This is a genomic window from Streptomyces sp. CA-181903 (genome assembly GCF_050937075.1).
GTDB lineage: Bacteria > Actinomycetota > Actinomycetes > Streptomycetales > Streptomycetaceae > Streptomyces.
The window spans coordinates 2,389,044-2,408,019 of the sequence record NZ_JBNJLY010000001.1 but is presented as its reverse complement, the minus strand read 5'-3'; the positions used below and the strand labels follow the sequence as shown (position 1 = coordinate 2,408,019).

Genomic DNA, 18,976 nt, shown 5'->3' with positions numbered 1-18,976 from the left:
CAGATGACGGTACGGGACAAGCTGTTCGGCAACTGGGGACGCGGCGCGGCCTGGCAGTTCGACGCTCCGCACAGCGCGTCGGGCGCGGTCGAGCTGACCAAACGCCGCCCGGTCTACTCGCTGACCAAGAACGGCGCGGTCAGCGGCAACATGCGGGTCAACCTGTCGTGGCAGATGCGGACGACGGTCATCCACGAGAAGCCGGCCCGCAGCGGGGTGCGGCACCCCTTCCGCAAGTTCACCCCCGAGATGGTGCAGGCGCAGGGCCCGGCGATGGTCAGCGTGGACCTGGACCTCGCCTGCATGTACGAGCTGTGGGACGGGGCGAAAGGCGTAGTGCAACCGCTCGGCAACATACTGGGCAGCATCAACTCCCCACCGTACGTACAGCTCAGCGGCGACGACCGGTTCGGCTCCGGCTCGGGGGAGACCATCTACATCAACATGGACCACCGGGATGAGATCAAGCGACTGCTGATCTTCGTCTACATCTATGACGGCACCCCGGCGTTCGACCGTACCCAGGCGACGGTGACGCTGTATCCCGGCAACGGCCCCCGGCTCGAAATCGCGCTCCACGAGCGCGCGCCGGAGGCACGGTCGTGCGCCGTCGTCCTGATCGAGAACGACAAGAAGGAGATCGTCGTCCGGCGGGAGATGCAGTACGTGTACGGGTTCCAGTCGGAGCTGGACCGGCTGTACGGGTGGGGGCTCCAGTGGGGGCGGGGGTACAAGTCGAAGGTGTGAGGGCGGCGTGAGGTGAGGGCGGCGGCGGGCGGTGGCGGGGTGCGTCGCCGCCCGCCGGCACGCCCGTTGGCCCCCGTCCGTCGGCCGGCATCGGTCTTCTGCCCGTCCGCCTGTGCGGTAGCGGCCGTGGCCCGTCAGCGGCCCGGGAGGAACTGCGGTCCCTGGGGCGGCAGCCGGAACGCCGGGTCGGGGGCCGCCGGCGGGGCAGCGGGTAGTCGTTCTGGGGCTCCTGGAACGGCTGCTGGCGCTGGGGCTGCTGTTGCGGCGGCTGCTGGGATTGGTGCGGCTGAAGAGGCTGCTGGGGATAGCCGTAGGACGGCTGGGCGGCCGGGTACTGCTGTGGGTAGCCGTATGCGGGCGGGGCCGGTGGGACGGCCGGGGGACGTCGGGCGGCGGCGGGTAGCCGTAACCGGCGGCGGCCGGGCGCGGGACGGCCGTGGTGGGCGCGTCGGCGGCGGGCGCCGGCGGGGTGGCCGCCGGGACGGGGGCGCAGGGGCGACCGTGCCCGCGGGCGCGGCGTGGGCGGGCGCCGGATGTATGGGCTCGGGATGGCGGGACGGGGAGCCGGGCGCGGCGGTGGCGGCGGGGGCCGGAGTGATCTCGGGGACGACGGTGTCCGGGCGCCGGTGCCGGTCCCGCCGCGCGTACCCCTGCCCGTACCCCTACCCGTACCCCTGTCCGTACCGCTCGCGGCGGTGGATCCCGGCGTGCCGTGCTCCGCCGCGTCGCCGGCCTCCTCCTCGTCCTCGACGGAGATGCCGTACTCCGTGGCCAGCCCGACCAGCCCCGTCGCGTAGCCCTGCCCAAGAGCGCGGAACTTCCAGCCGTCGCCGCGGCGGTAGAGCTCGCCGCAGATCATCGCGGTCTCGTCGCCCGTCTCGGGCCGGACGTCGAAGCGGGCGACGAGGGGACCGAGGGCGGCGGTGTCGCCGGGGGTGGCGTTCGCCGGGGTCGCGACCGAGGCGTCGTACAGCAGCAGGCACAGGTCTTTGACCAGGCCGAACGTCCCGCCGTCGGCGGAGGCGGCGATCACCACCCGGCGTACCGAGCCGTCCAGCGGGGCGAGGTCGGCCTCGACGGTGTCGGTCAGGCCCTCGTGCAGCCGCTTCTTGGGCAGGTGGCGGACCAGTCCGGAGGGGTGGCGCGGCTGGTTGTAGAAGACGAAGTCCTCGTCCGAACGCACGCGGTCGTCGGCGCCCAGGAGCAGGGCGGAGACGTCCACGTCGGGGACGCCGGCGCCGGGGGTCCAGCGCAGCACCGCCCGTACGGCCGGGGCCTCCAGCGGGATGTTCGATCCCTTCAGCATCGCGTGCGTCATGCCCGCAATCCTGCCCTCCCGCGCGGGCCGCGGACAACGCGGGCCCCGGCCCCGGCCGGAGCGCGGCCGGGGTGGAGCCGGGGCCGGGGGAGCGCCCGGGGCGCGGGGCGGGGCGCGGAAGCCATGGGGGCGGATGGCGGGGGCAGGTGGTGTGGGGAGGGGAAGAGATTCCGCCGGCATTTGGGGAACTCTTGACCCGTTCCCGGACGTACGATAATCGGCCACGTTCGTCGGCTGGACGGTCCGGCGGGACGGCGCGGCACAACGGGGAGAAAGATGCGGCATTTTGGACACCTCGCGCCCGAGGTCCGGAACGGTTTGTTCCACCGGGAGCCGGGCGAGTTCGGCGTCGACTCCCCGGCCCGCACGCTCGCCGTCGCCCTCGGCGCCACCCTCTACAGCCCCGCCACCCGGCCCGCGCTGGCCCAGGACGTCGTCAAGCAGGCCGGCCAGGGTGTCGTGTCCATGGTCCTGTGCCTGGAGGACTCCATCGCGGACGGCGAGGTGGCCGACGCGGAGGAGAATTTGGTCCGGCAGTTCGCGGAGCTGGCCGCCGGGCCCGGGGACCGGGTGCCGCTGCTGTTCGTCCGCGTCCGCCGGCCCGAGCAGGCGACCGACCTCATGCGCCGCCTCGGTCCCGCCCGGCGGCTGCTCTCCGGCTTCGTCCTGCCCAAGTTCACCGAGGAACGCGGCCTGCCCTTCCTGGAGGCGCTGGCCGAGGCCGAAGCGGCGCACGGGCAGCGGCTGTTCGCCATGCCCGTTCTGGAGTCCCCGGAGCTGCTGCACCTGGAGACGAGGACCGAGACGCTGGGCGGCATCGCGCGCGCCGTCACCAAGTACCGCGACCGGGTGCTGGCCCTCCGGCTGGGCGTGACCGACTTCTGCTCCGCCTACGGACTGCGCCGCGCGCCCGACATGACCGCCTACGACGTCCGGCTCGTCGCCTCCGTCATAGCCGACGTCGTCAACGTCCTCGGCCGCGCGGACGGCAGCGGCTTCACCGTCACCGGGCCGGTGTGGGAGTACTTCCGGCAGCACCAGCGGATGTTCAAACCGCAGCTGCGCCGCAGCCCGTTCGCCGGGCCCGCGGAGGCGCTGCGCTCCGCCCTGATCGAGCACGACATGGACGGCCTGCTGCGCGAGATCGAACTCGACCGCGCCAACGGCCTCCAGGGCAAGACGTGCATCCACCCGTCGCACGTCGCGCCGGTGCACGCGCTTTCCGTGGTCAGTCACGAGGAGTTCACCGATGCCCGGGACATCCTGCGGTCCGTGGAGGACGGCGGCGGAGTGCTGCGTTCCGCCTACACCAACAAGATGAACGAGGTGAAGCCGCACCGCGCTTGGGCAGAAAGGACTCTGCTCCGGGCCGAGGTGTTCGGTGTGGCACGAGAGGATGTCGGTTTCGTGGAGCTGCTGGGCGCGAGCGTGCCGACGGCGACGGTAGGCGCGGTGCGAGAGGGAGTGGCGTTCTGATGTGGTCGGGCCAGTGGGTGACCGATCGGCTCGGCGTACGGCTGGAGGGCGACGCGGAGCTGCGCGGGCTGCTCGGCCTGGCCCTGCGCCGCAATCCCAAGCGGGCGCACCTGCTCGTCTCGCGCGTGCTCGGCAAGCACGTGCCGCAGCGGCCGTCCGTCGTCCACGGCGTGGGCCTGGACCTCGGCCGCCGGGTGCGGGGGCTGCTCGGGGAGGAGGAGGCCGCCCGTGCGGTCGTCCTCGGTTACGCCGAGACCGCCACCGGCCTCGGCCACTCCGTCGCCGACGGCCTCGGCACCGCCCCCTACCTGCACTCCACGCGCCGGACGGTGCCCGGCGTCGCCCCCGCCGGCGGCTTCGAGGAGGAGCACAGCCACGCCACGTCCCACCTGCTGCTCCCCGAGGACCCGCGGTTCCTCGCGGGCGACGGACCGCTGGTGCTCGTCGACGACGAACTCTCCACCGGCCGTACCATCCGCAACACGATCGCCGCCCTGCACGGCCGCCGCCCGCGCGACCGGTACGTCGTCGTCGCCCTGGTCGACCTCCGCCCGGCGGAGGAGCGCGCCGCCCTGGACACCTTCGCGGCGGAGCTCGGCGCGCGGGTGGACGTCGTCGCCCTCGCGTCGGGGACGGTGGCGCTGCCGGAGGGGGTGCTGCGGCGGGGGCAGGAGCTGGCCGAGGAGTGGGACGGCGGCGAGACCGCCCCCGCCGGGGGCGGTGCGGCCGCCCCGGAGCGGATCGACCTCGGCTGGCCGGCCGGTCTGCCCGACGGGGGGCGGCACGGCTTCACCCCCGAGCACCGGGCCCGGCTGGAGGCGGCGCTGCCGCGCATGGCCGCGCGGATCGCGGAGGCGCTGCCGGAGGGCCGGGGTGAGGCGCGGCGCGTTCTCGTGCTCGGGACCGAGGAGTTGATGTACGCGCCGCTGCGGCTGGCGGGGGCGCTGGAGGAGCGCCTCGCGGGCGCGGACGTGCTGTTCTCCACCACGACCCGGTCGCCCGTCGTCCCCGTCGACGACCCCGGGTACGCCATCCGCACCCGCCTCGTCTTCCCGGCCCACGACGTATCGGCCGGCGCGTCCGCCGGCGGTTCCTCCGAGGCGCCCGCCGACGGCCCTTCCGGTACGCCCGCCGGCAGTCCCTCCGCCGACCGTTACGCCTACAACGTCGCCGGCGGCGGCTTCGACGCGGTCGTCGTCGTCACCGACTCGACGGGTGACACCCCCGCCCTGCACGCCCCCGGCGGCCTCCTGGACCGGCTCGCCGCGCACACCCGGAAGGTCCTGCTGGCCGTGATCCCCTCCCACCGCGCCCCCGGCGAGCCCCTGCGCGGCCCCGCCTTCTCCTCCTACGCGCCGGAGGACGTCGGCTGGCTGCTCCAGGACCTGTCGTCCGTCGCGCTCGAAGCGCCGATCGAGGAGCGGGAGGAGGCGATCCAGAACGGCGGCGCGCACTACGCCGAGTCGCTGCCCGTCGAGTACCAGCCGTCCGAGCGCTACCAGGCCCTGTACGCCGCCGCGTTGGAGTCGTCCGCGGGCCGGCTCGCCCGTGCCGTGGGAGCGGTCACCGAGACCGTCCTCGCGGAGCGGTCGCCGCGTCCGGTACTGGTCTCGCTGGCCCGCGCCGGAACCCCCGTCGGGGTCCTGATGCGCCGCTGGGCGCGGTACGCCCACGGCCTGGACCTGCCGCACTACGCCGTCTCCATCGTCCGCGGCCGGGGCATCGACACGGCGGCGCTGCGCTGGCTCGCCGACCGTCACGACCCGTCCGACGTCGTCTTCGTCGACGGCTGGACGGGCAAGGGCGCGGTCACCCGGGAGCTCGAACAGGCCCTGCGGGGAACGGCGTTCGACCCGCGGCTCGCCGTCCTCGCCGACCCCGGCCACTGCGTGGAGACGTACGGCACCCGGGACGACTTCCTCATCCCGTCCGCCTGCCTCAACTCGACCGTCTCCGGCCTGATCTCGCGGACGGTGCTGCGCGCCGACCTCGTCGGTCCGGGTGACTTCCACGGCGCCAAGTTCTACCGCGAGCTGGCGGACGCCGACGTCTCGCGCGCCTTCCTCGACACGGTCGCCGCCCGGTTCGCGGAGGTCGAGGAGGAGGTCGCCCACGACGCCAAGGAGCTCGCGGACGCCGACCGCACGCCGACCTGGCGGGGCTGGGCGGCGGTCGAGCGGATCAGCGAGGAGTACGGCATCCACGACGTCAACCTGGTCAAGCCCGGCGTCGGCGAGACCACGCGCGTGCTGCTGCGCCGCGTCCCCTGGAAGATCCTCGCCGAGCGGGGCGCGGGCGCGGACCTCGACCACGTCCGGCTGCTGGCCGCCCAGCGCGGGGTGCCGGTGGAGGAGGTCGAGGGGCTGCCGTACAGCTGCGTCGGCCTCGTCCACCCGCGGTACACGCGCGGGGCGACGGGCACGGACGGGCGGGCGGTGCGGTCCTCGTGAAGACGAATTCGGTGAAGCAACCCGTCCCTTCGGTGAACGAACCCGCCCCTTCGGTGAATGTTTCCGTCCCTTTGGTGCGGGGTTCCGCTCCTTCGGTGAAGAAATCCGTCCCTTCGGTGGAGACGCTCGTCGCCAGCGACCTCGACCGCACGCTCGTCTACTCCGCCGCCGCCCTCCGCCTCGGCGCGGACGACGCGCGGGCGCCGCGCCTGCTGTGCGTCGAGGTGTACGAGGGGAAGCCGCTGTCCTATGTGACGGAGACGGCCGCGGCGCTGCTCGACGGCCTCGCCCGGACCGGCGCGTTCGTGCCCGCCACCACGCGGACGCGGGCGCAGTACGGCCGGATCCGGCTGCCCGGGCCCGTACCCCGGTTCGCGGTCTGCGCCAACGGCGGCGAGATCCTCGTCGACGGCGAGCCGGACACCGGCTGGCGGGAGCGGGTGCGGCGGGCGGTCGCCGCCGAGTGCGCGACGCTCGACGAGGTGCGGGCGCGCCTGGTCGCGACGGCCGACCCGGCGTGGCTGCTGCGCGAGCGGACCGCCGAGGACCTGTTCGCCTACCTCGTCGTCGACCGGGAGCGGCTGCCCGTCGCGTGGGTGAAGGAGCTCACCGAGTGGGCCGGCGAGCGCGGCTGGAACGTTTCGCTCCAAGGCCGCAAGATCTACGCCGTCCCGCGGCCCGTCACCAAGAGCGCGGCGGTCGCCGAGGTCGCCCGCCGCACCGGCGCCACGTGCGTCCTGTCCGCCGGCGACTCCCTGCTCGACGCCGACCTGCTGCTGACCGCCGACCGCGGCTGGCGCCCGGGCCACGGCGAACTGGCCGAGACGGGGTGGGGGGCGCCGCACGTCGTGGCTCTGGAGACGGCCGGCGTGGCGGCGGGAGAGGAGATCGCGCGGGCGTTCGCGGAGGCGGTGGGGGTGCGGATCTCCGCGGGGTAGTGCTCTTCGCGTCTTGGGGAGGGCAGGACGCAATGTCTGATAAGCGGCTGTTTCCCGAAACTCGGTGACAACTAACGTTCGTTGAGGCATCAACGTGCTCGGGAGACCCGTGGCGTCGATGCCCTTCACCCCGTGCCGTCGACGGTTCCGTGCCCCGGTGACCACCGGAGCGCCGCGTCGCCGCGCGGCGTCAGCGAACCGAGGAGCCTCGCGTGACCGAGTCCAAGAGCAGTCCGCTCACTTCCGAGCTCTACGAGTACATGATCGACCACAATCCGCCGCTCGACCCCGTGCAGCGCGCCCTGGTCGAGACCACCCGCTCGCTGCTGCCCGACAGCGCCCACCTCCAGGTCGCGGAGGAGCAGGCTCCGCTGCTCGCCTTCCTGGTCCGCCTGACCGGCGCCCGCGACATCCTGGAGATCGGCACCTTCACCGGCCTGTCCGCCCTCTCCATGGCCCAGGCGCTGCCCGCCGGCGGCAGACTGATCGCCCTCGACATCTCGGAGGAGTGGACGGCCCACGCCCGCGAGGCATGGGCCAAGGCCGGCGTCGCCGACCGCGTCGAACTGCGTCTGGGCGACGGCCTGGAGTCCGTCCGCGCCCTCCCCGCCGAGCCGCACCTCGACCTCGTCTTCCTCGACGCGGACAAGGAGCACTACGTCGACTACTGGGAGGAGATCGTCCCCCGGCTCCGCCCCGGCGGCCTGATCGTCGCCGACAACGTCTTCTTCCACGGCGAGGTCGTCGCCCCCACGGCGTCGTCGGCGGGCGAGGGCGTCAAGGCGTTCAACGACCATGTGGCGGCGGACCGGCGGATGGAGGCGGTCATGCTCACGGTGGCGGACGGCCTGACGCTGGCGCGCAAGAAGAGCGACTGACGGGGGGCGGGTGCGCGGGCGGCGCCGGCTCGCGCACCCCGTTCCGTACGGCTGCGGTCGCGTTCGGGCGGCAGCGGAGCGTGTTCGTACAGCCGTGGTCACGTCTGTACGGCTGTGGTCACGTCCGTACGGTCGCGGTCGTGCGGCTTCGCTTGTGGTGGTGTGGCTGTGTTTGTGGTGGTGCGGTCGCGGGCGCGCCCCCCGACGCTCAGCCGCAGCAGCTGCCCCCGCAGCACCCGCCGCCTCCTCCGCCACCGCTCTCGGCGGAGGGCCCGGACGACGACCCGGCTGACGCCGCGCCGGTCACCGCGACGGTGGACAGCAACTTCACGCTGTCCAGGTGCCCTTGAGGGCACATGGCCGGCGCGGACGACTGCGCCATGGGCCGGCGCAGCTCGAAGGTGGCACCACAGGCTTTGCAGCGGTATTCGTAACGAGGCATGTCAGGCAGCATAACCAGGGGGAGGTCCGGGGGCCCGGCCGGCGGCGCCCGGCGCTGGCAGGCTTGTGCGATGCGGATAGCCAGACGAGCAGCCAGAGTCGCGGTCCTGGACCCGGCGGGGTCGGTGTTCATGTTCCGGTACGACAACGAGGAGGTCGGCGTCCACTGGGCGCTGCCCGGCGGCGGGCTGGACCCGGGCGAGTCACCGCTGCGGGCGGCCGGGCGCGAGGTGCGCGAGGAGACCGGGTGGACCGACATCGAGATCGACGGCACCGTGCTCTGCCTGTGGGAACACGACTTTACCCGGGCCGGCGTCCCGGTCCGCCAGCACGAGCACATTTTCCTCGCCCAGGGACCCCGCCGGGACCCGGCAGGCGACCTCACCGCCGCGCATGCCGCGGACGGGATCCTGCGGTGGCGGTGGTGGTCGCCGGAGGACCTGGCCGCCGCCGGCGCCGAGCCGCTGTGGCCGCCGCAACTGCCCGAACTGCTCGCGGGCGTGCGCAGGGACGGTGTGCCGGGGGTGCCCGTCGACCTCGGGTACGTCGGGAACGAGGCGGTGGGGCAGGGCTGAAACGGGGCCCTGCGGCGTGTGCTTTCGTCCGTCCATGTGCCGGTCAACTGCTTGGTGCTGCCGGACAACTGCCCGGCGCTGTCGGTCAAACGCCCGGTCCGGCCGGACAACCGCTTGGCGCCGTCGGACAGACGCCCAGTGCAGGCCGGTCAACCCTCGGCACCGCCGGTGAAACGCCCGCCCGGTGCAAGCCGGTCAACCACCCGGCGCGCAGACCGGTCGACCACCCGGTGGAGACCGGTCGACCACCCGGCGCAAACCGGTCAACCATCCAATGCCGCCCGCTGCCGTCCGGTCAACGGCCCGCGCCGCCGCGTTCCTCGCGGATCGCCTGGACCACGGTCGCGACCGACTGTCGTACGGCCTCCGTCTCCGTCAGGAAGCGCCACCAGTCGGGGTGGCGGCCCTCCAGGCCGGCCACGGCGCGGTCCAGGCGGGCCACGGCCTCGTCCAAGGGGGCCGCGTGGCGGGGGTCCGGGGTGCTGCGGCCGGCCATGGCCAGGCGCTGGGCGTCCCGGATGGCGAACCGGGTGCGTTCGACCTCCTGTTGGCGGTCGGCGGAGACCTCATCGAGGCGTCGGAGCCGGTCGCCGGCGGCGGAGACGGACGCGTCGGTCGTCGTCAGGAGTGCGCGGACGGTCGACAGCAGGGCGGTGGCATCCGGCCACCGCTGCTCGTCGCGGGCCGTGCGCGCCTCGGCGAGCTTGGCCTCCGCCTGTGCCACGGCCTGCCGGGCCTCCTCGGGAACCTGCTGGAGGTCCTGCCAGCAGGCGGCGCTGTAGCGCCGGCGGAGTTCGCTGAGGACGGGCGCCACCTGTGTGGCGCGCGTGGCGATCGCCTGGGCGCGGGTGCGCAGCGACACGAGCCGCTTGTCGATCTCGGCGGCCCGCTGCGGCAGTTGCGCGGCGGCCTCGCGGATCGCGTCGGCCTCGCGCAGGACCCGTTCCGCGCGGGCGATCGTCTCCGCCACGCCGTGCTGCCCGGCGCCCTGGTTGAGCTTGGTCAGCTCCGGGGAGAGCGCGGCGAGCCGGGCGGCCAGGTCGTCGGCCCGCAGCCCGGCGGCCCGGGTCGCGTCAAGCGCCTCGGTCGCCGCGAGCAGCGCCTGCCGTGCCCGTTCGACGGCGGGCGCCAGTCGGGCCAGCTCCGCCTCGGCGGCGGCCAGCAGCGGTCCGAGCCCCTGCGCGAACCGGTCCAGGTCCGCCTTGACGCGGACGAGCTCGTCCTTCGCCCGGTTCAGGTCGGTGCGGGCCCGGGCGGCGGCGGAGGAGTCGAGGTCCTCGCGGTCCAGGTCGTGGGCGTCGACGGCGGTGATGTACGCGCCCGACACCTCGTCGATGCGGGCGCCGAGCGCGGCGAACTCCTGGGCGGCCCGCCGGCCGGCGGGCGAGGAGTCCACCGCGGCGATCGTCTCCAGGGAGATCCGCAGGTCCCGTTGGGCCGTGTCCAGCTCGTAGAACGCCGTGGCCGCGGCGTCCTTCGCAGCCTGCGCCTCGGCCCGCTGCGCGTCGCCCCGGCCCCAGCCCCACCGCCGCGTCCCGCCGCCGGCGAACGCGGCCGGGGCCGCCGCGGCGGCGACGGTGACGGCGGCGGCGAGCAGGGGCAGCGGCAGGAGGACGAGGGCGACGGCGTCGCGGAGCGCCGACGCGGCGGCCCGGCCGGCAGCTTCCGGCTTCCCGGGCCCTTCCTGCCGTCCGGGCCCTTCCGGCTTCCCAGGCCCTTCGGATATGGCAAGCCGACCGGCCGGTCGTGCGGACTGCGCGAAGGTAGCCGTCACGTGCCCTCTGCCTCTCCCGTTGATCGCCCCAGGCCCGGAGGCCATTGTCCCACCCGCTGGGGACGATCACACAGGACGGTGGCGGCCCGGGTCGGGGCCGGCGCCGGCTTCTCGGGTCATGCACTCAGGCGGCGGTGTGGATCTCCGGGGGAACTGTGCGGGGATCCGTGGCCGGAACCGTGCGTGGCTCTTCGCGTGGAACTTGCCGTAGCTCCAGGTACGGCCTTGCCGTGGCCCTCGGCGTGGCCCTTGGCGTGCCCCTCGGCACGGCTCACTCCGCCGTCCGCACGGTGACGTCGCCGTTCTCACTGTGCGCGCCGACGACGTGCGGGCTCGCCGCGCCGCGGTGGACGCCGACTCGCGTCCGTCCGGATCCGCTGCGCGCGTCGACGCGGTACGAGCCGACGGGCACCCGCACGGCGACGTCGCCGTTCTCGCTCTCGCCGCTCACCCGGTCCGGGACGCGGGCCGGCCGGACGGTGACGTTCCCGTTCTCGGAGCGGGCGGAGACGAAGCGGGAGGCTATGCCGTCCTCGGCGCGGACGTCGCCGTTCTTGGAGGCCAGCTCCAGCCGCCCGTCGGCATCGTGGACGACGATGTCGCCGTTCCGCGACTCGAGCCGCAGGTCGCCCTTGATCCCCCGGGAGCCGACCCCGCCGTTCCGGTCCTTCACCACCACCCGCACCCCGCGCGGCACCACGATGCGGTGCTTGCCCTCGCAGTGCACGCTGATCCCGTCGCAGTGCTGCCGCAGCTTGAGGGTGCCGCCCTCCTCCATCGCCCAGCTGACCTTCACGGACCCACCCACCGACCACCCGTCGAACCACCGGATGACCTTGACGTCCCCGTACCCCGCCCCGGCCCGCCCACGCTACGGCCCCCGGCCCACCGCCCGGCATACCCCGCTCCACCGCATCGGGGGTGGGGACAACCCCCGGCCCCGTCCGCCCGGGCCCCACGGGTTTGCCGGGAGGCCGCCGGGGACATGTAGGCTGTCCTTCCATTGCGGGCGCATAGCTCAGCGGTAGAGCGCCGCTCTTACAAAGCGGATGTCGGCGGTTCAAATCCGTCTGTGCCCACCAGCAGTAACGCCCCGGAGCGAGCTCGCTCCGGGGCGTTTGGCGTCCGGCTGGACGCTGTGGAGCTCATTCGATGCAGCGGCACAGTGCTGTGGCCGGCAGAGAGACCGCATGGTGTCGGCGGCCCTTCGTCACGTTGTCGTGGCGGTCGCTGCAGTGCGGGGACGTCGTCGGGGCGGTCCGCGATCCGGATGCCATCGCCCTCAAGATCGACCAGTGGTTCACGCGTGTGACCACCGATACCCCTGACGAGGGGAACCGCGCCGCGCCGCCCTCAGGGGCTGCCAACGCAATCCATGGAGCAGCGCACGAACACCCCGGCGCCCAGGGTCGTGTGACGGATGGTAGCGACGGTGACGGATGAGTGCGGCCGACCTAGGATCGCGAAATGGACGGATTTGAGGTCGTGGGCCTGTTCGCAGGAGCGGGTGAGTTAGACGTGAGCGCACGTGCACGTCTCTTTGGCCCACACCGATGGTCCGTATCCAAAGGGATCCACCGCAGTCAGGGTCCGGACTGCGCTCAGCATGAGGTTCAGGGGGTTCACATGCATCAAGAGAAGCTCGGCAAGATACTTACGTCGGTGGCAAAGAGAATGCGTGCCGACTTCGAGCAGTCGCGAAACTTCAACCATAACGGGGAAGCTGGGACGTCGCGCGAGGTGCTCGTCCAAAATTTTCTGTCCGGATATCTACCGGCACATGTCCAAGCTGTTCATAACGCCGAAGTCATTGCAGCCAACGGTGACGTGTCTCCGCAGTGTGACATCGTTCTCATCGATCGCGGTACGCCTCCGTTCACAAGCCTTAGCGGCTTCCGTATCATCCCAAACGAATGCGTTTACGGGATGGTGGAAGTGAAGACTAAGCTTGATGGTGATCAACTCGTCGACGCCTGCAAGAAGATCAGCCGCATGCGGATGCTTCCCAAAATAGCGTACCGCCCCATACCCGGCGTGATCGCCCGATCAACCAATGCGTACGGAAGGAAGCATAGTTACTTCCCCACGTCGGGCATGATTTTTGCATTCGACAGTCTGAGTTTGGAAACCATCGGTAGGCATCTTGTGGAATGGTGCCGAACCCGTAATCCCATTGAGTGGCCGGATAGTGTATGGGTGGCGGGCAAGGGGTACCTGCAGTGGAGGGACCCGCGCAACGGCAGCCTGCTTAGGTCGCCGAAGGCGGGCGCGTCGCTTGTTCAGATCGACGCGATATCAGAGCAGGATGTTCTTCTCCCCTGGACGCTCCACCTCAATGTGCACTTTTCTGATGCTTGGATGCACCCGCTCGATTTGATTCCCTACTCTGGCGCCACAATGCTAGGGAAAATTTCCAACGCTTGGTCCATGTAGCAGAGGCTTGAGTGTTGATTTTTCCGTGTCGCCGTGCAGTCTGACGCGACACGGAAAAATCACCTCTCATGCAACTTAGAGAACTGCATCACCGACGAAACGGCCGTCATCCGAGCGATAGATCACTCCCACGTCGTACCTGTCAAGCAAGGTGTACATGTCGGGATCAGGGTTAGATGGCAAAAGAATGATGCGCTTGGGCTCACCTTCATGCTCGGGAACTTTGACGTACCGGCTGTAATCCAGAAGTTTCCCTAGGGCCGTGCGTACATCTTCCCGGGAGCTTGACCCCTTCGCTTCGTAGAGCACATGGTCCGTCGCGTCGTACAGATCGGTGCGAAGCGTCGAAGTGAGCCCTTTCACCTTGATCTGGAAGGCGCCGGTTCGATGCCCGGCGGCCTCCAAACGAGCCCTGTATGCCTGGGTTAGTTCGGCCTCGTGGCGGACGGCCACGGTCGCTGCGGTCGCAGCTCGGAGGCTCAGCCTGGCGCTAAAAGCCGCAGGCACCACGAAAGTTCCGCTGGTCTCAGGATTGGGCGCCGCCCCTCGGGAAGTCGTCCGCTTGGGCGCCTGCGGCTTGGGTAGCGGCAAGTCTCCGCTCGTAGCCGGATCTGATTCGAACATGGCAGCCGTAACCACCTGGAACGGTACGAACTCCGCCGAGGTCTCACCAGCGGGAGGAATCACGTCCTGTTCTGTGTGTTGCACCTCACCCTCGGCGCGCAGGCGAAAGACGATGACATTGCGCTCATTCCCGTCCTCGCCATGAATTCTGCGCCACACGTACGGCTGCATTCCATCCAGTGCGAACGCCCCCAGGTACCTGTGCGTCTTCGTGTCACTTCCAGGGATCTTGCCGACCCGCGTGAACACGCGCAGGACCCGCCCCTGCTCCGCATGGCGAAGGATCGCTCGGTTTCCTGAACCGGCGACGCCGTCGAAGGTCTGGTCACCGACCTTGCCGGCGCCCGTGTACTCGTAGACGGGCCCCAGCTCGTCCTCTTCGGCCAACCACCCGTCGTAGTAGCCCAGTTGCTCGCCCACATCTGGGTCCGAGTACAGGTTGACGCTTTGCTTGTCGTCGGAGGGGCAGATCCCTCCCTGCGGACTTCCTCCGAATATGGCGCGTATCTCCGCGCGTGTACGGATGTCGCCCGGCTTGATCTCCACAACGCTAGCGGTCATGGCCAGACCTTAGGGCACGACACAGGCAGCCCAGCTGGAAGGGCCGTGAAAGCGAACGAACACCTGGGAAGCTACTTGCCGTTCGTCCGGAGCCCGGCTGAGGTGGAGCCCTTGGCCGCCGGCTTCGGGGTGTTGTTGGGGTTCATGGTTCTGGTGATCCAGTGCGCGTAGGCGGGGGCGTTGGTGTAGAGGCCGGGGCCCTGGGAGCACGGTACGTTTGGGGTGCCGGGGCCCGAGGTGATGCCGATGAGTTCCCAGCGGGTGTGGCGGCCTCGCTGGATCTGTGGGCCGCCGGAGTCGCCGTGGCAGGCCATGGTCTTGGGGACGGTGCTGATGGTGCAGAGGCGGGTGCGGTCGGCGTAGCCGGGGGCGCATTCGGATGCGGCGCCTCTGCGGGTGTTCAGTTCCCGCAGCCGGTCCGGGAACGCGTACTCGCCCTCGACGGTGGTGCCGAAGCCCAGGAGCCGGGTGGGTGTGCCGGGCGGTCCCGGCTGGTCGGCGAGCTTGACGGGCCGTTCGGCGACCGGGCGGTCCAGGCGTATCAGTGCGATGTCGTTCTTGTTGGGGGCCTTGTCGTCGCCGTTCGCGTAGCCGGGGTGGACGAAGGTCCGGTCGATCTTGCGGACCGTGCCGCCGGTCTTGCGGTGGTCGCTGCCGATCCGCACGATGCCGTCCAGCTTGAGGCCCTCGCCCTGTACGCAGTGGGCGGCCGTCAGCACCCACTGCCGGTCGATCAGCGACGCTCCGCAGTTCCCGTCGAGCAGACCGGACTCCGGGGCCGAGGCCGGGATGACCGCCATGAACGGATAACTCTCGGTGGTTTCCGATCCGTTGACGATGGCTCCGGCGCTGCCGACCATGACGGTGGCGCAGGCCGCGGCGGCGAGAGCGCCGACCGCGACGATGCGGGTGATGTGCGTGACGCCAGTTGGGTGGGAGGTGCCAGCGGTGCGGGGCGTGCGGTGGCGTGGGGGCTTGAACCTGAGCACTGAGGTTTTCCTTTTGCGCTTGGTGGATCCGCGGTGAGTGATCCGTGCGCATTCAGGCTGGCTGTTCGGGATCTGCCCGGCCATGCGGGCAGCGGGCCGGTCGAGGGGGTGGGCGGCCCCCCTCTGTGACGGGGGAGATCCGGAGGGGCCGGTGCGCGTCTTCTTCCTCGGGCTCCGGTGAGAGCGGCTTGGCTAGGCTGAAGGACATGCCTGCAGCCTCGGAGCCGCCGTGCCCCGCCGAGGAGATCAACCGCGCCATCCGCGCGTTCCTCGCCGACCGCGACCGCCCCCTGACCCCGGCCGAACGCCGGGTGTACGAGGAACTGCGGGCCCGGTGGGTGGACGCGATACGGCGGCGCAACGGGGTGGCCGTCAACGGCTCGCCCCGGGCCACCCGATGAGGCATCCCCGAGCCCGGGCAGGGGCGTTCCGGGGATCCGGGCCCAGACCCCGCTTGGGCCGGCTCCTCACCGTCGCGCGGGAGCGCGTCGGCGACGTGCGTCTAAAAGATCCCCGCCTTCCCCCGCCTTCTCGCACACCGCCGGGAAGCCCTGGAATCAGAGCAGTGACCGGTACCGGGTCTTCCGCACCCGGTCGTAAATCGCGCGCAGCCACGGCTGCCGGACGGCCGGCAGCCGGGCCAGTGTGTCGAGGAAGGTGTCGGGATACGGGCGGAAGAGGTACAGGCGGCGTGGGGGCAGGGGATCGTCGCGCAGGATCTCGACGGGGAGGGTGCCGGGCGCCTGGACCAAGCGGCGGTCTTCCGGGAAGGCGAGGTACGTCCAGATGTCGGCGGGCAGGGGGACGGTCGCCGGCGCCTTCCCCGCGCGGCCTGGCGGGAGAGAGGGCTCCCCTGTCCGCGGATGCCGGGGGACCACGACGATGTCGACGTCGGAACCGGGGGCGGGCAGGCCCGGCCCGGCCAGGGCCGCCCGCTTCGCGGGGGCGCCGGGAAGGGCCCGCGGTGGGAGGAGGGCGGCGAGTGTGCGGCCGAACATGTCCGTGAGGAAGCCGTCGGGAAGGCTCACGGGACTGCCGCCCGAGGCGGCCAGCAGGTGGGCCAGTGCGGCGCCGGCCGCCATCTCCCAGCGGACGTCCCAGCCTTCGGTGGGGGGAATGGACGGTATGCCCGGTCGTTCGGCCGGCGGGGAACTCCCGTCGTCCGCCCGGCGGGTCGTCCCGGCCGGGCGTCGGCGTACGGCGTGTACGAGGAACCAGAGCGCCTGCCACATCGAGCAGTCGTCATCGAGGGTCGCGACTTCCCGGCCGCAGTGCTCACAGGCGAGGTTGGGCCCGTCCGTCCCCCCACCCCGCAGCAGTAGCCCCCGGCCCGTCCGGGGATGAAGGCGGTGCCCCGGGAGTCGCCCGGGGCGATGACGATCGCGCCGGGCGGCCCGTACGACAGGGAGTACACCGGCGCGTACACGCCCCGGGCCGCCGCCTCCTCCGGCCCGACCTCGTCCCAGAGCCGCCACGGCGGGCCCGACGGCTCGGGGTCGACGGCGTACGTACCGGACTCCATGAGCACGGGGAGCAGTTCGTGTCCGTACGAGGAGCGGGCGTTGGCGGGCAGCGCGACCCGCGACACGGGGGCGGACAGCACGGCGTCACACCGTGCGCAGACGATCACCTCGGGCATGTGGTTCTTCCCCTCCCGCACCGGATTATGGTGGTTCGCCGGTTTGCGGGGCGAGCGAATATCGACCGGGGGAGAGCGCGCGGGGTGCGGGGTCTTACGCGTCCGCCTCCGCCGCCGGTCGGGGGAAGCGGGCGCGCATCGCGTCGATGCAGGTGTCGCGGGAGGTCGGGCCGCCGAAGCGGAGGCGGTCGTAGGGGGCGAACGCGGGCTCCAGCACGTCGAGTTCGTCGATCAGGGCGTGGAGGCGCGCCGACCAGGGGGCGGTGCCGGCGTCGGCGGCCCCGGGGGCGGCGCCGATCGCCGCCGTCAGGTACTCCTTGCGCTGGATGGTGTCCGGGCGCACGGAGCGCAGGCACACGTACCGGCCGCTCAGGTAGGCGTCCCACTCCGCCCGGCCCTCGGCCGGATCGGCCCAGTGGCCAACGAACCACGCCTCCAGCCGGTCCGGCCCCCCGGCCGCCTCGGCGAGGCCGAAGAGGTCCGCCGGCACCATCTCGGCGCCGTCCGACCGCAGGTACGAGGGGAGGGGCAGGCGTCGGGCCAGCATCAGTCCGCGTACCTCGTCCGCGTCCCGGAGGTGTGCCGCGCAGAGCTCGTCCAGGACGGCGAACTGCTCGGTGACGTAGGCGTCGTCCGCGGCCGTCATCGGGTGGTCGCCGTTGACGTCGAGGAAGCGGTCGGCGAGCTGCCGCCGGAGGGTGGGGGTGGGCACGGGCGTCTCCTGGGGGCCGTCTTGGGGTGGGTCGGCCCGTGATCGTATGCGAATTCGATTGTGCGTTCGAATGGGGGGTGGGGGTGCGCCGGTATCGTTCCGGCCCGGAGGGCTGTGGCGAGAGGGGTGGGTGAGGCGGTGTTCACGGTCGCGATGGGGGTGACCGGGTTTCGGGGGCGGGGGGAACCGGCCGTGCCCGTCGTCGAACCGCGGGAGTGCCGGGCCGCCTGGTACGCCGTGACTCGGGTGGGGCGAGCGCGAGTCGGGGAGTTCGCGGCAGCGGCGTATCCGGCCGATTTCCACCGTGCCACGGCCGACGACCGGACCGGGCGGCATGTCGCGCTGTTCAACGCCCACTATCCGCTGGTCGCCTTCGCCGACGGGCAGGACGGGTTTCGCGAGCCGCCCATGTGGGCCTCCGGCCGCGGGGGCCTGGGGTTCACCCTGCTGAGCGCGGCGCGGCTGTCGGCGCCGCTCACGGAGGCCGACGCTGCCGCCCTGTCCGGCGCCGAGCGGGAGCAGATCGCCTACTGGCGGCCCGAGAACCTCGGGTCGGTGCTGTTCAACCGGTGGGACTGAGCGGCCGGCCCCAGGAGCGGCCGTTTAGGGTCGGGGGATGGTTTTCGGAAGGACGACGCGGGGCGGGCGGGGCGGGGAGCCGCTGCCGCCGGTTCTCGACTGGCGGGACGTCACCACGTTCACCGTCGGCGGTGTGGAGCGGCAGGACGCGAAGGGCGGACGGACGGTGTTCGGGCCCACCGCCGTCCGCGTGCCCCGGCGGGAGGGCGCGGGCCGGGTCTACCCGCCGTGCGCCCTGGTCGCCGCCCCCGGCGCGGGCGCGAGCGTGCTGTACGAGGACCGGGAGATGCGGCGCGTTCTGTGCACGGTCGAGCGGGAGGGCGGTGGCCCGGACGGCCGTGACGAGCGGTGCTACCTGGTACGGGACGGGGAGGGGCTGGAGGTCGGGCGCGTCCGGCGGGTGCCGCCGGCGAGGCGGTTGCTGCGGCACACCTGGCGCGTCGAGCAGCCCGGACGCCCCGAGGTCGTCGGACGGAACAAGTGGGCCGCTCTTTCCCGGCAGGACGCCGCCGTCCACGCCGTCGGCAAGCTCGTCGAAGGCGTCGTCGACTCGGCGCTCTCCTTCGGCGCCGACGGCGGCGACGGGCCGCGCCGTGACCGGACGCTGCTCTGGACGGCCGGGGGCGAGGAGGTGATGCGGTCGGAGGGGGTCGACTTCCGCGTCAAGTCCCGTTGGCTCGACCGGAGGTTGGCTTTCGCGGTGGCGATCGTCGGTGATCGGTGATCGGTGGCCGGTCACCGATCACCCAGGGATCAGTGATCGGCCACGGTGAGGGGCCGGTGATCGGTGCGGGCGCGCGCCGGGGCGTTAATCGGATGCGGTGGTTCGTGTGCGTTCGTAA

General features: G+C 72.1%; 17 protein-coding genes, 1 tRNA gene and 1 pseudogene. 11 read left to right on the top strand and 8 right to left on the bottom strand.

Annotated elements, in window-relative coordinates:
- Window positions 1–3: 3 nt before the first annotated feature.
- Window positions 4–747, top strand: a complete 744-nt coding sequence (locus ACQEVS_RS10730) for a TerD family protein (RefSeq protein ID WP_433018552.1) — start codon at window positions 4–6, stop codon at window positions 745–747.
- A gap of 820 nt (window positions 748–1,567) precedes the next feature.
- Here ACQEVS_RS10730 and ACQEVS_RS10725 read toward each other — a convergent pair.
- A pseudogene (locus ACQEVS_RS10725) lies at window positions 1,568–2,053 on the bottom strand (TerD family protein); the annotation flags it as partial.
- 288 nt (window positions 2,054–2,341) lie between these two features.
- On the opposite strand from ACQEVS_RS10725, the gene ACQEVS_RS10720 reads away from it, so the two are divergent.
- The 4 genes from ACQEVS_RS10720 (at window position 2,342) to ACQEVS_RS10705 (ending at window position 7,807) form a co-directional block, all read left to right on the top strand.
- Window positions 2,342–3,541: an HpcH/HpaI aldolase/citrate lyase family protein gene (locus ACQEVS_RS10720; protein ID WP_433018549.1), complete on the top strand. Its 1,200-nt coding sequence runs from the start codon at window positions 2,342–2,344 to the stop codon at window positions 3,539–3,541.
- Complete coding sequence (locus ACQEVS_RS10715) at window positions 3,541–5,991, top strand: phosphoribosyltransferase (protein ID WP_433018546.1); 2,451 nt, start codon at window positions 3,541–3,543, stop codon at window positions 5,989–5,991. The genes ACQEVS_RS10720 and ACQEVS_RS10715 overlap by 1 nt, the downstream gene beginning before the upstream one ends.
- 95 nt (window positions 5,992–6,086) lie before the next feature.
- Window positions 6,087–6,929: an HAD family hydrolase gene (locus tag ACQEVS_RS10710; protein WP_433018544.1), complete on the top strand. Its 843-nt coding sequence runs from the start codon at window positions 6,087–6,089 to the stop codon at window positions 6,927–6,929.
- A gap of 212 nt (window positions 6,930–7,141) precedes the next feature.
- Entirely contained in the window at window positions 7,142–7,807 is a 666-nt protein-coding gene (locus ACQEVS_RS10705) for an O-methyltransferase (RefSeq protein WP_433018541.1), read from the top strand.
- Between the two features lie 208 nt (window positions 7,808–8,015).
- On the opposite strand, the gene ACQEVS_RS10700 is transcribed toward ACQEVS_RS10705, so the two are convergent.
- Window positions 8,016–8,249 (bottom strand): FmdB family zinc ribbon protein, encoded by a 234-nt coding sequence (locus ACQEVS_RS10700; protein WP_433018538.1) that lies wholly within the window; start codon window positions 8,247–8,249, stop codon window positions 8,016–8,018.
- Between the two features lie 70 nt (window positions 8,250–8,319).
- On the opposite strand from ACQEVS_RS10700, the gene ACQEVS_RS10695 reads away from it, so the two are divergent.
- Window positions 8,320–8,823, top strand: a complete 504-nt coding sequence (locus ACQEVS_RS10695) for an NUDIX hydrolase (protein WP_433018535.1) — start codon at window positions 8,320–8,322, stop codon at window positions 8,821–8,823.
- Window positions 8,824–9,118: 295 nt separating this feature from the next.
- On the opposite strand, the gene ACQEVS_RS10690 is transcribed toward ACQEVS_RS10695, so the two are convergent.
- Together ACQEVS_RS10690 and ACQEVS_RS10685 are read right to left on the bottom strand one after the other, a co-directional pair.
- Window positions 9,119–10,597: a hypothetical protein gene (locus ACQEVS_RS10690; RefSeq protein ID WP_433018532.1), complete on the bottom strand. Its 1,479-nt coding sequence runs from the start codon at window positions 10,595–10,597 to the stop codon at window positions 9,119–9,121.
- Window positions 10,598–10,868: 271 nt separating this feature from the next.
- Window positions 10,869–11,393 (bottom strand): DUF4097 family beta strand repeat-containing protein, encoded by a 525-nt coding sequence (locus ACQEVS_RS10685; RefSeq protein WP_433018529.1) that lies wholly within the window; start codon window positions 11,391–11,393, stop codon window positions 10,869–10,871.
- A gap of 211 nt (window positions 11,394–11,604) precedes the next feature.
- Between ACQEVS_RS10685 and ACQEVS_RS10680 the strand changes: the two genes are divergently transcribed.
- Window positions 11,605–11,679 (top strand) — tRNA-Val (locus ACQEVS_RS10680).
- Between the two features lie 544 nt (window positions 11,680–12,223).
- Window positions 12,224–13,030, top strand: coding sequence for a DUF6602 domain-containing protein (locus ACQEVS_RS10675; protein WP_433018526.1), 807 nt, complete (start codon window positions 12,224–12,226; stop codon window positions 13,028–13,030).
- Window positions 13,031–13,105: 75 nt separating this feature from the next.
- Here ACQEVS_RS10675 and ACQEVS_RS10670 read toward each other — a convergent pair whose 3' ends face one another.
- Together ACQEVS_RS10670 and ACQEVS_RS10665 are read right to left on the bottom strand one after the other, a co-directional pair.
- A complete protein-coding gene (locus ACQEVS_RS10670) occupies window positions 13,106–14,215 on the bottom strand; it encodes a hypothetical protein (protein ID WP_433018523.1) in 1,110 nt (369 codons plus the stop codon).
- Between the two features lie 71 nt (window positions 14,216–14,286).
- Window positions 14,287–15,075: a S1 family peptidase gene (locus ACQEVS_RS10665; RefSeq protein WP_433027428.1), complete on the bottom strand. Its 789-nt coding sequence runs from the start codon at window positions 15,073–15,075 to the stop codon at window positions 14,287–14,289.
- 335 nt (window positions 15,076–15,410) lie between these two features.
- On the opposite strand from ACQEVS_RS10665, the gene ACQEVS_RS10660 reads away from it, so the two are divergent.
- A complete protein-coding gene (locus tag ACQEVS_RS10660; RefSeq protein ID WP_433018520.1) occupies window positions 15,411–15,605 on the top strand; it encodes a hypothetical protein in 195 nt (64 codons plus the stop codon).
- Window positions 15,606–15,761: 156 nt separating this feature from the next.
- Here ACQEVS_RS10660 and ACQEVS_RS10655 read toward each other — a convergent pair whose 3' ends face one another.
- Both ACQEVS_RS10655 and ACQEVS_RS10650 read right to left on the bottom strand, forming a co-directional pair.
- A complete protein-coding gene (locus ACQEVS_RS10655) occupies window positions 15,762–16,436 on the bottom strand; it encodes a hypothetical protein (RefSeq protein WP_433018517.1) in 675 nt (224 codons plus the stop codon).
- Window positions 16,437–16,937: 501 nt separating this feature from the next.
- Window positions 16,938–17,555 carry a DUF6058 family natural product biosynthesis protein gene (locus ACQEVS_RS10650; RefSeq protein WP_433018514.1) on the bottom strand — a complete coding sequence of 206 codons (618 nt, stop codon included), beginning with the start codon at window positions 17,553–17,555 and terminating at the stop codon, window positions 16,938–16,940.
- A gap of 192 nt (window positions 17,556–17,747) precedes the next feature.
- On the opposite strand from ACQEVS_RS10650, the gene ACQEVS_RS10645 reads away from it, so the two are divergent.
- Together ACQEVS_RS10645 and ACQEVS_RS10640 are read left to right on the top strand one after the other, a co-directional pair.
- Window positions 17,748–18,134, top strand: coding sequence for a hypothetical protein (locus tag ACQEVS_RS10645; protein WP_433018511.1), 387 nt, complete (start codon window positions 17,748–17,750; stop codon window positions 18,132–18,134).
- Window positions 18,135–18,171: 37 nt separating this feature from the next.
- Window positions 18,172–18,858 carry a hypothetical protein gene (locus ACQEVS_RS10640; RefSeq protein ID WP_433018508.1) on the top strand — a complete coding sequence of 229 codons (687 nt, stop codon included), beginning with the start codon at window positions 18,172–18,174 and terminating at the stop codon, window positions 18,856–18,858.
- Window positions 18,859–18,976: the final 118 nt, after the last annotated feature.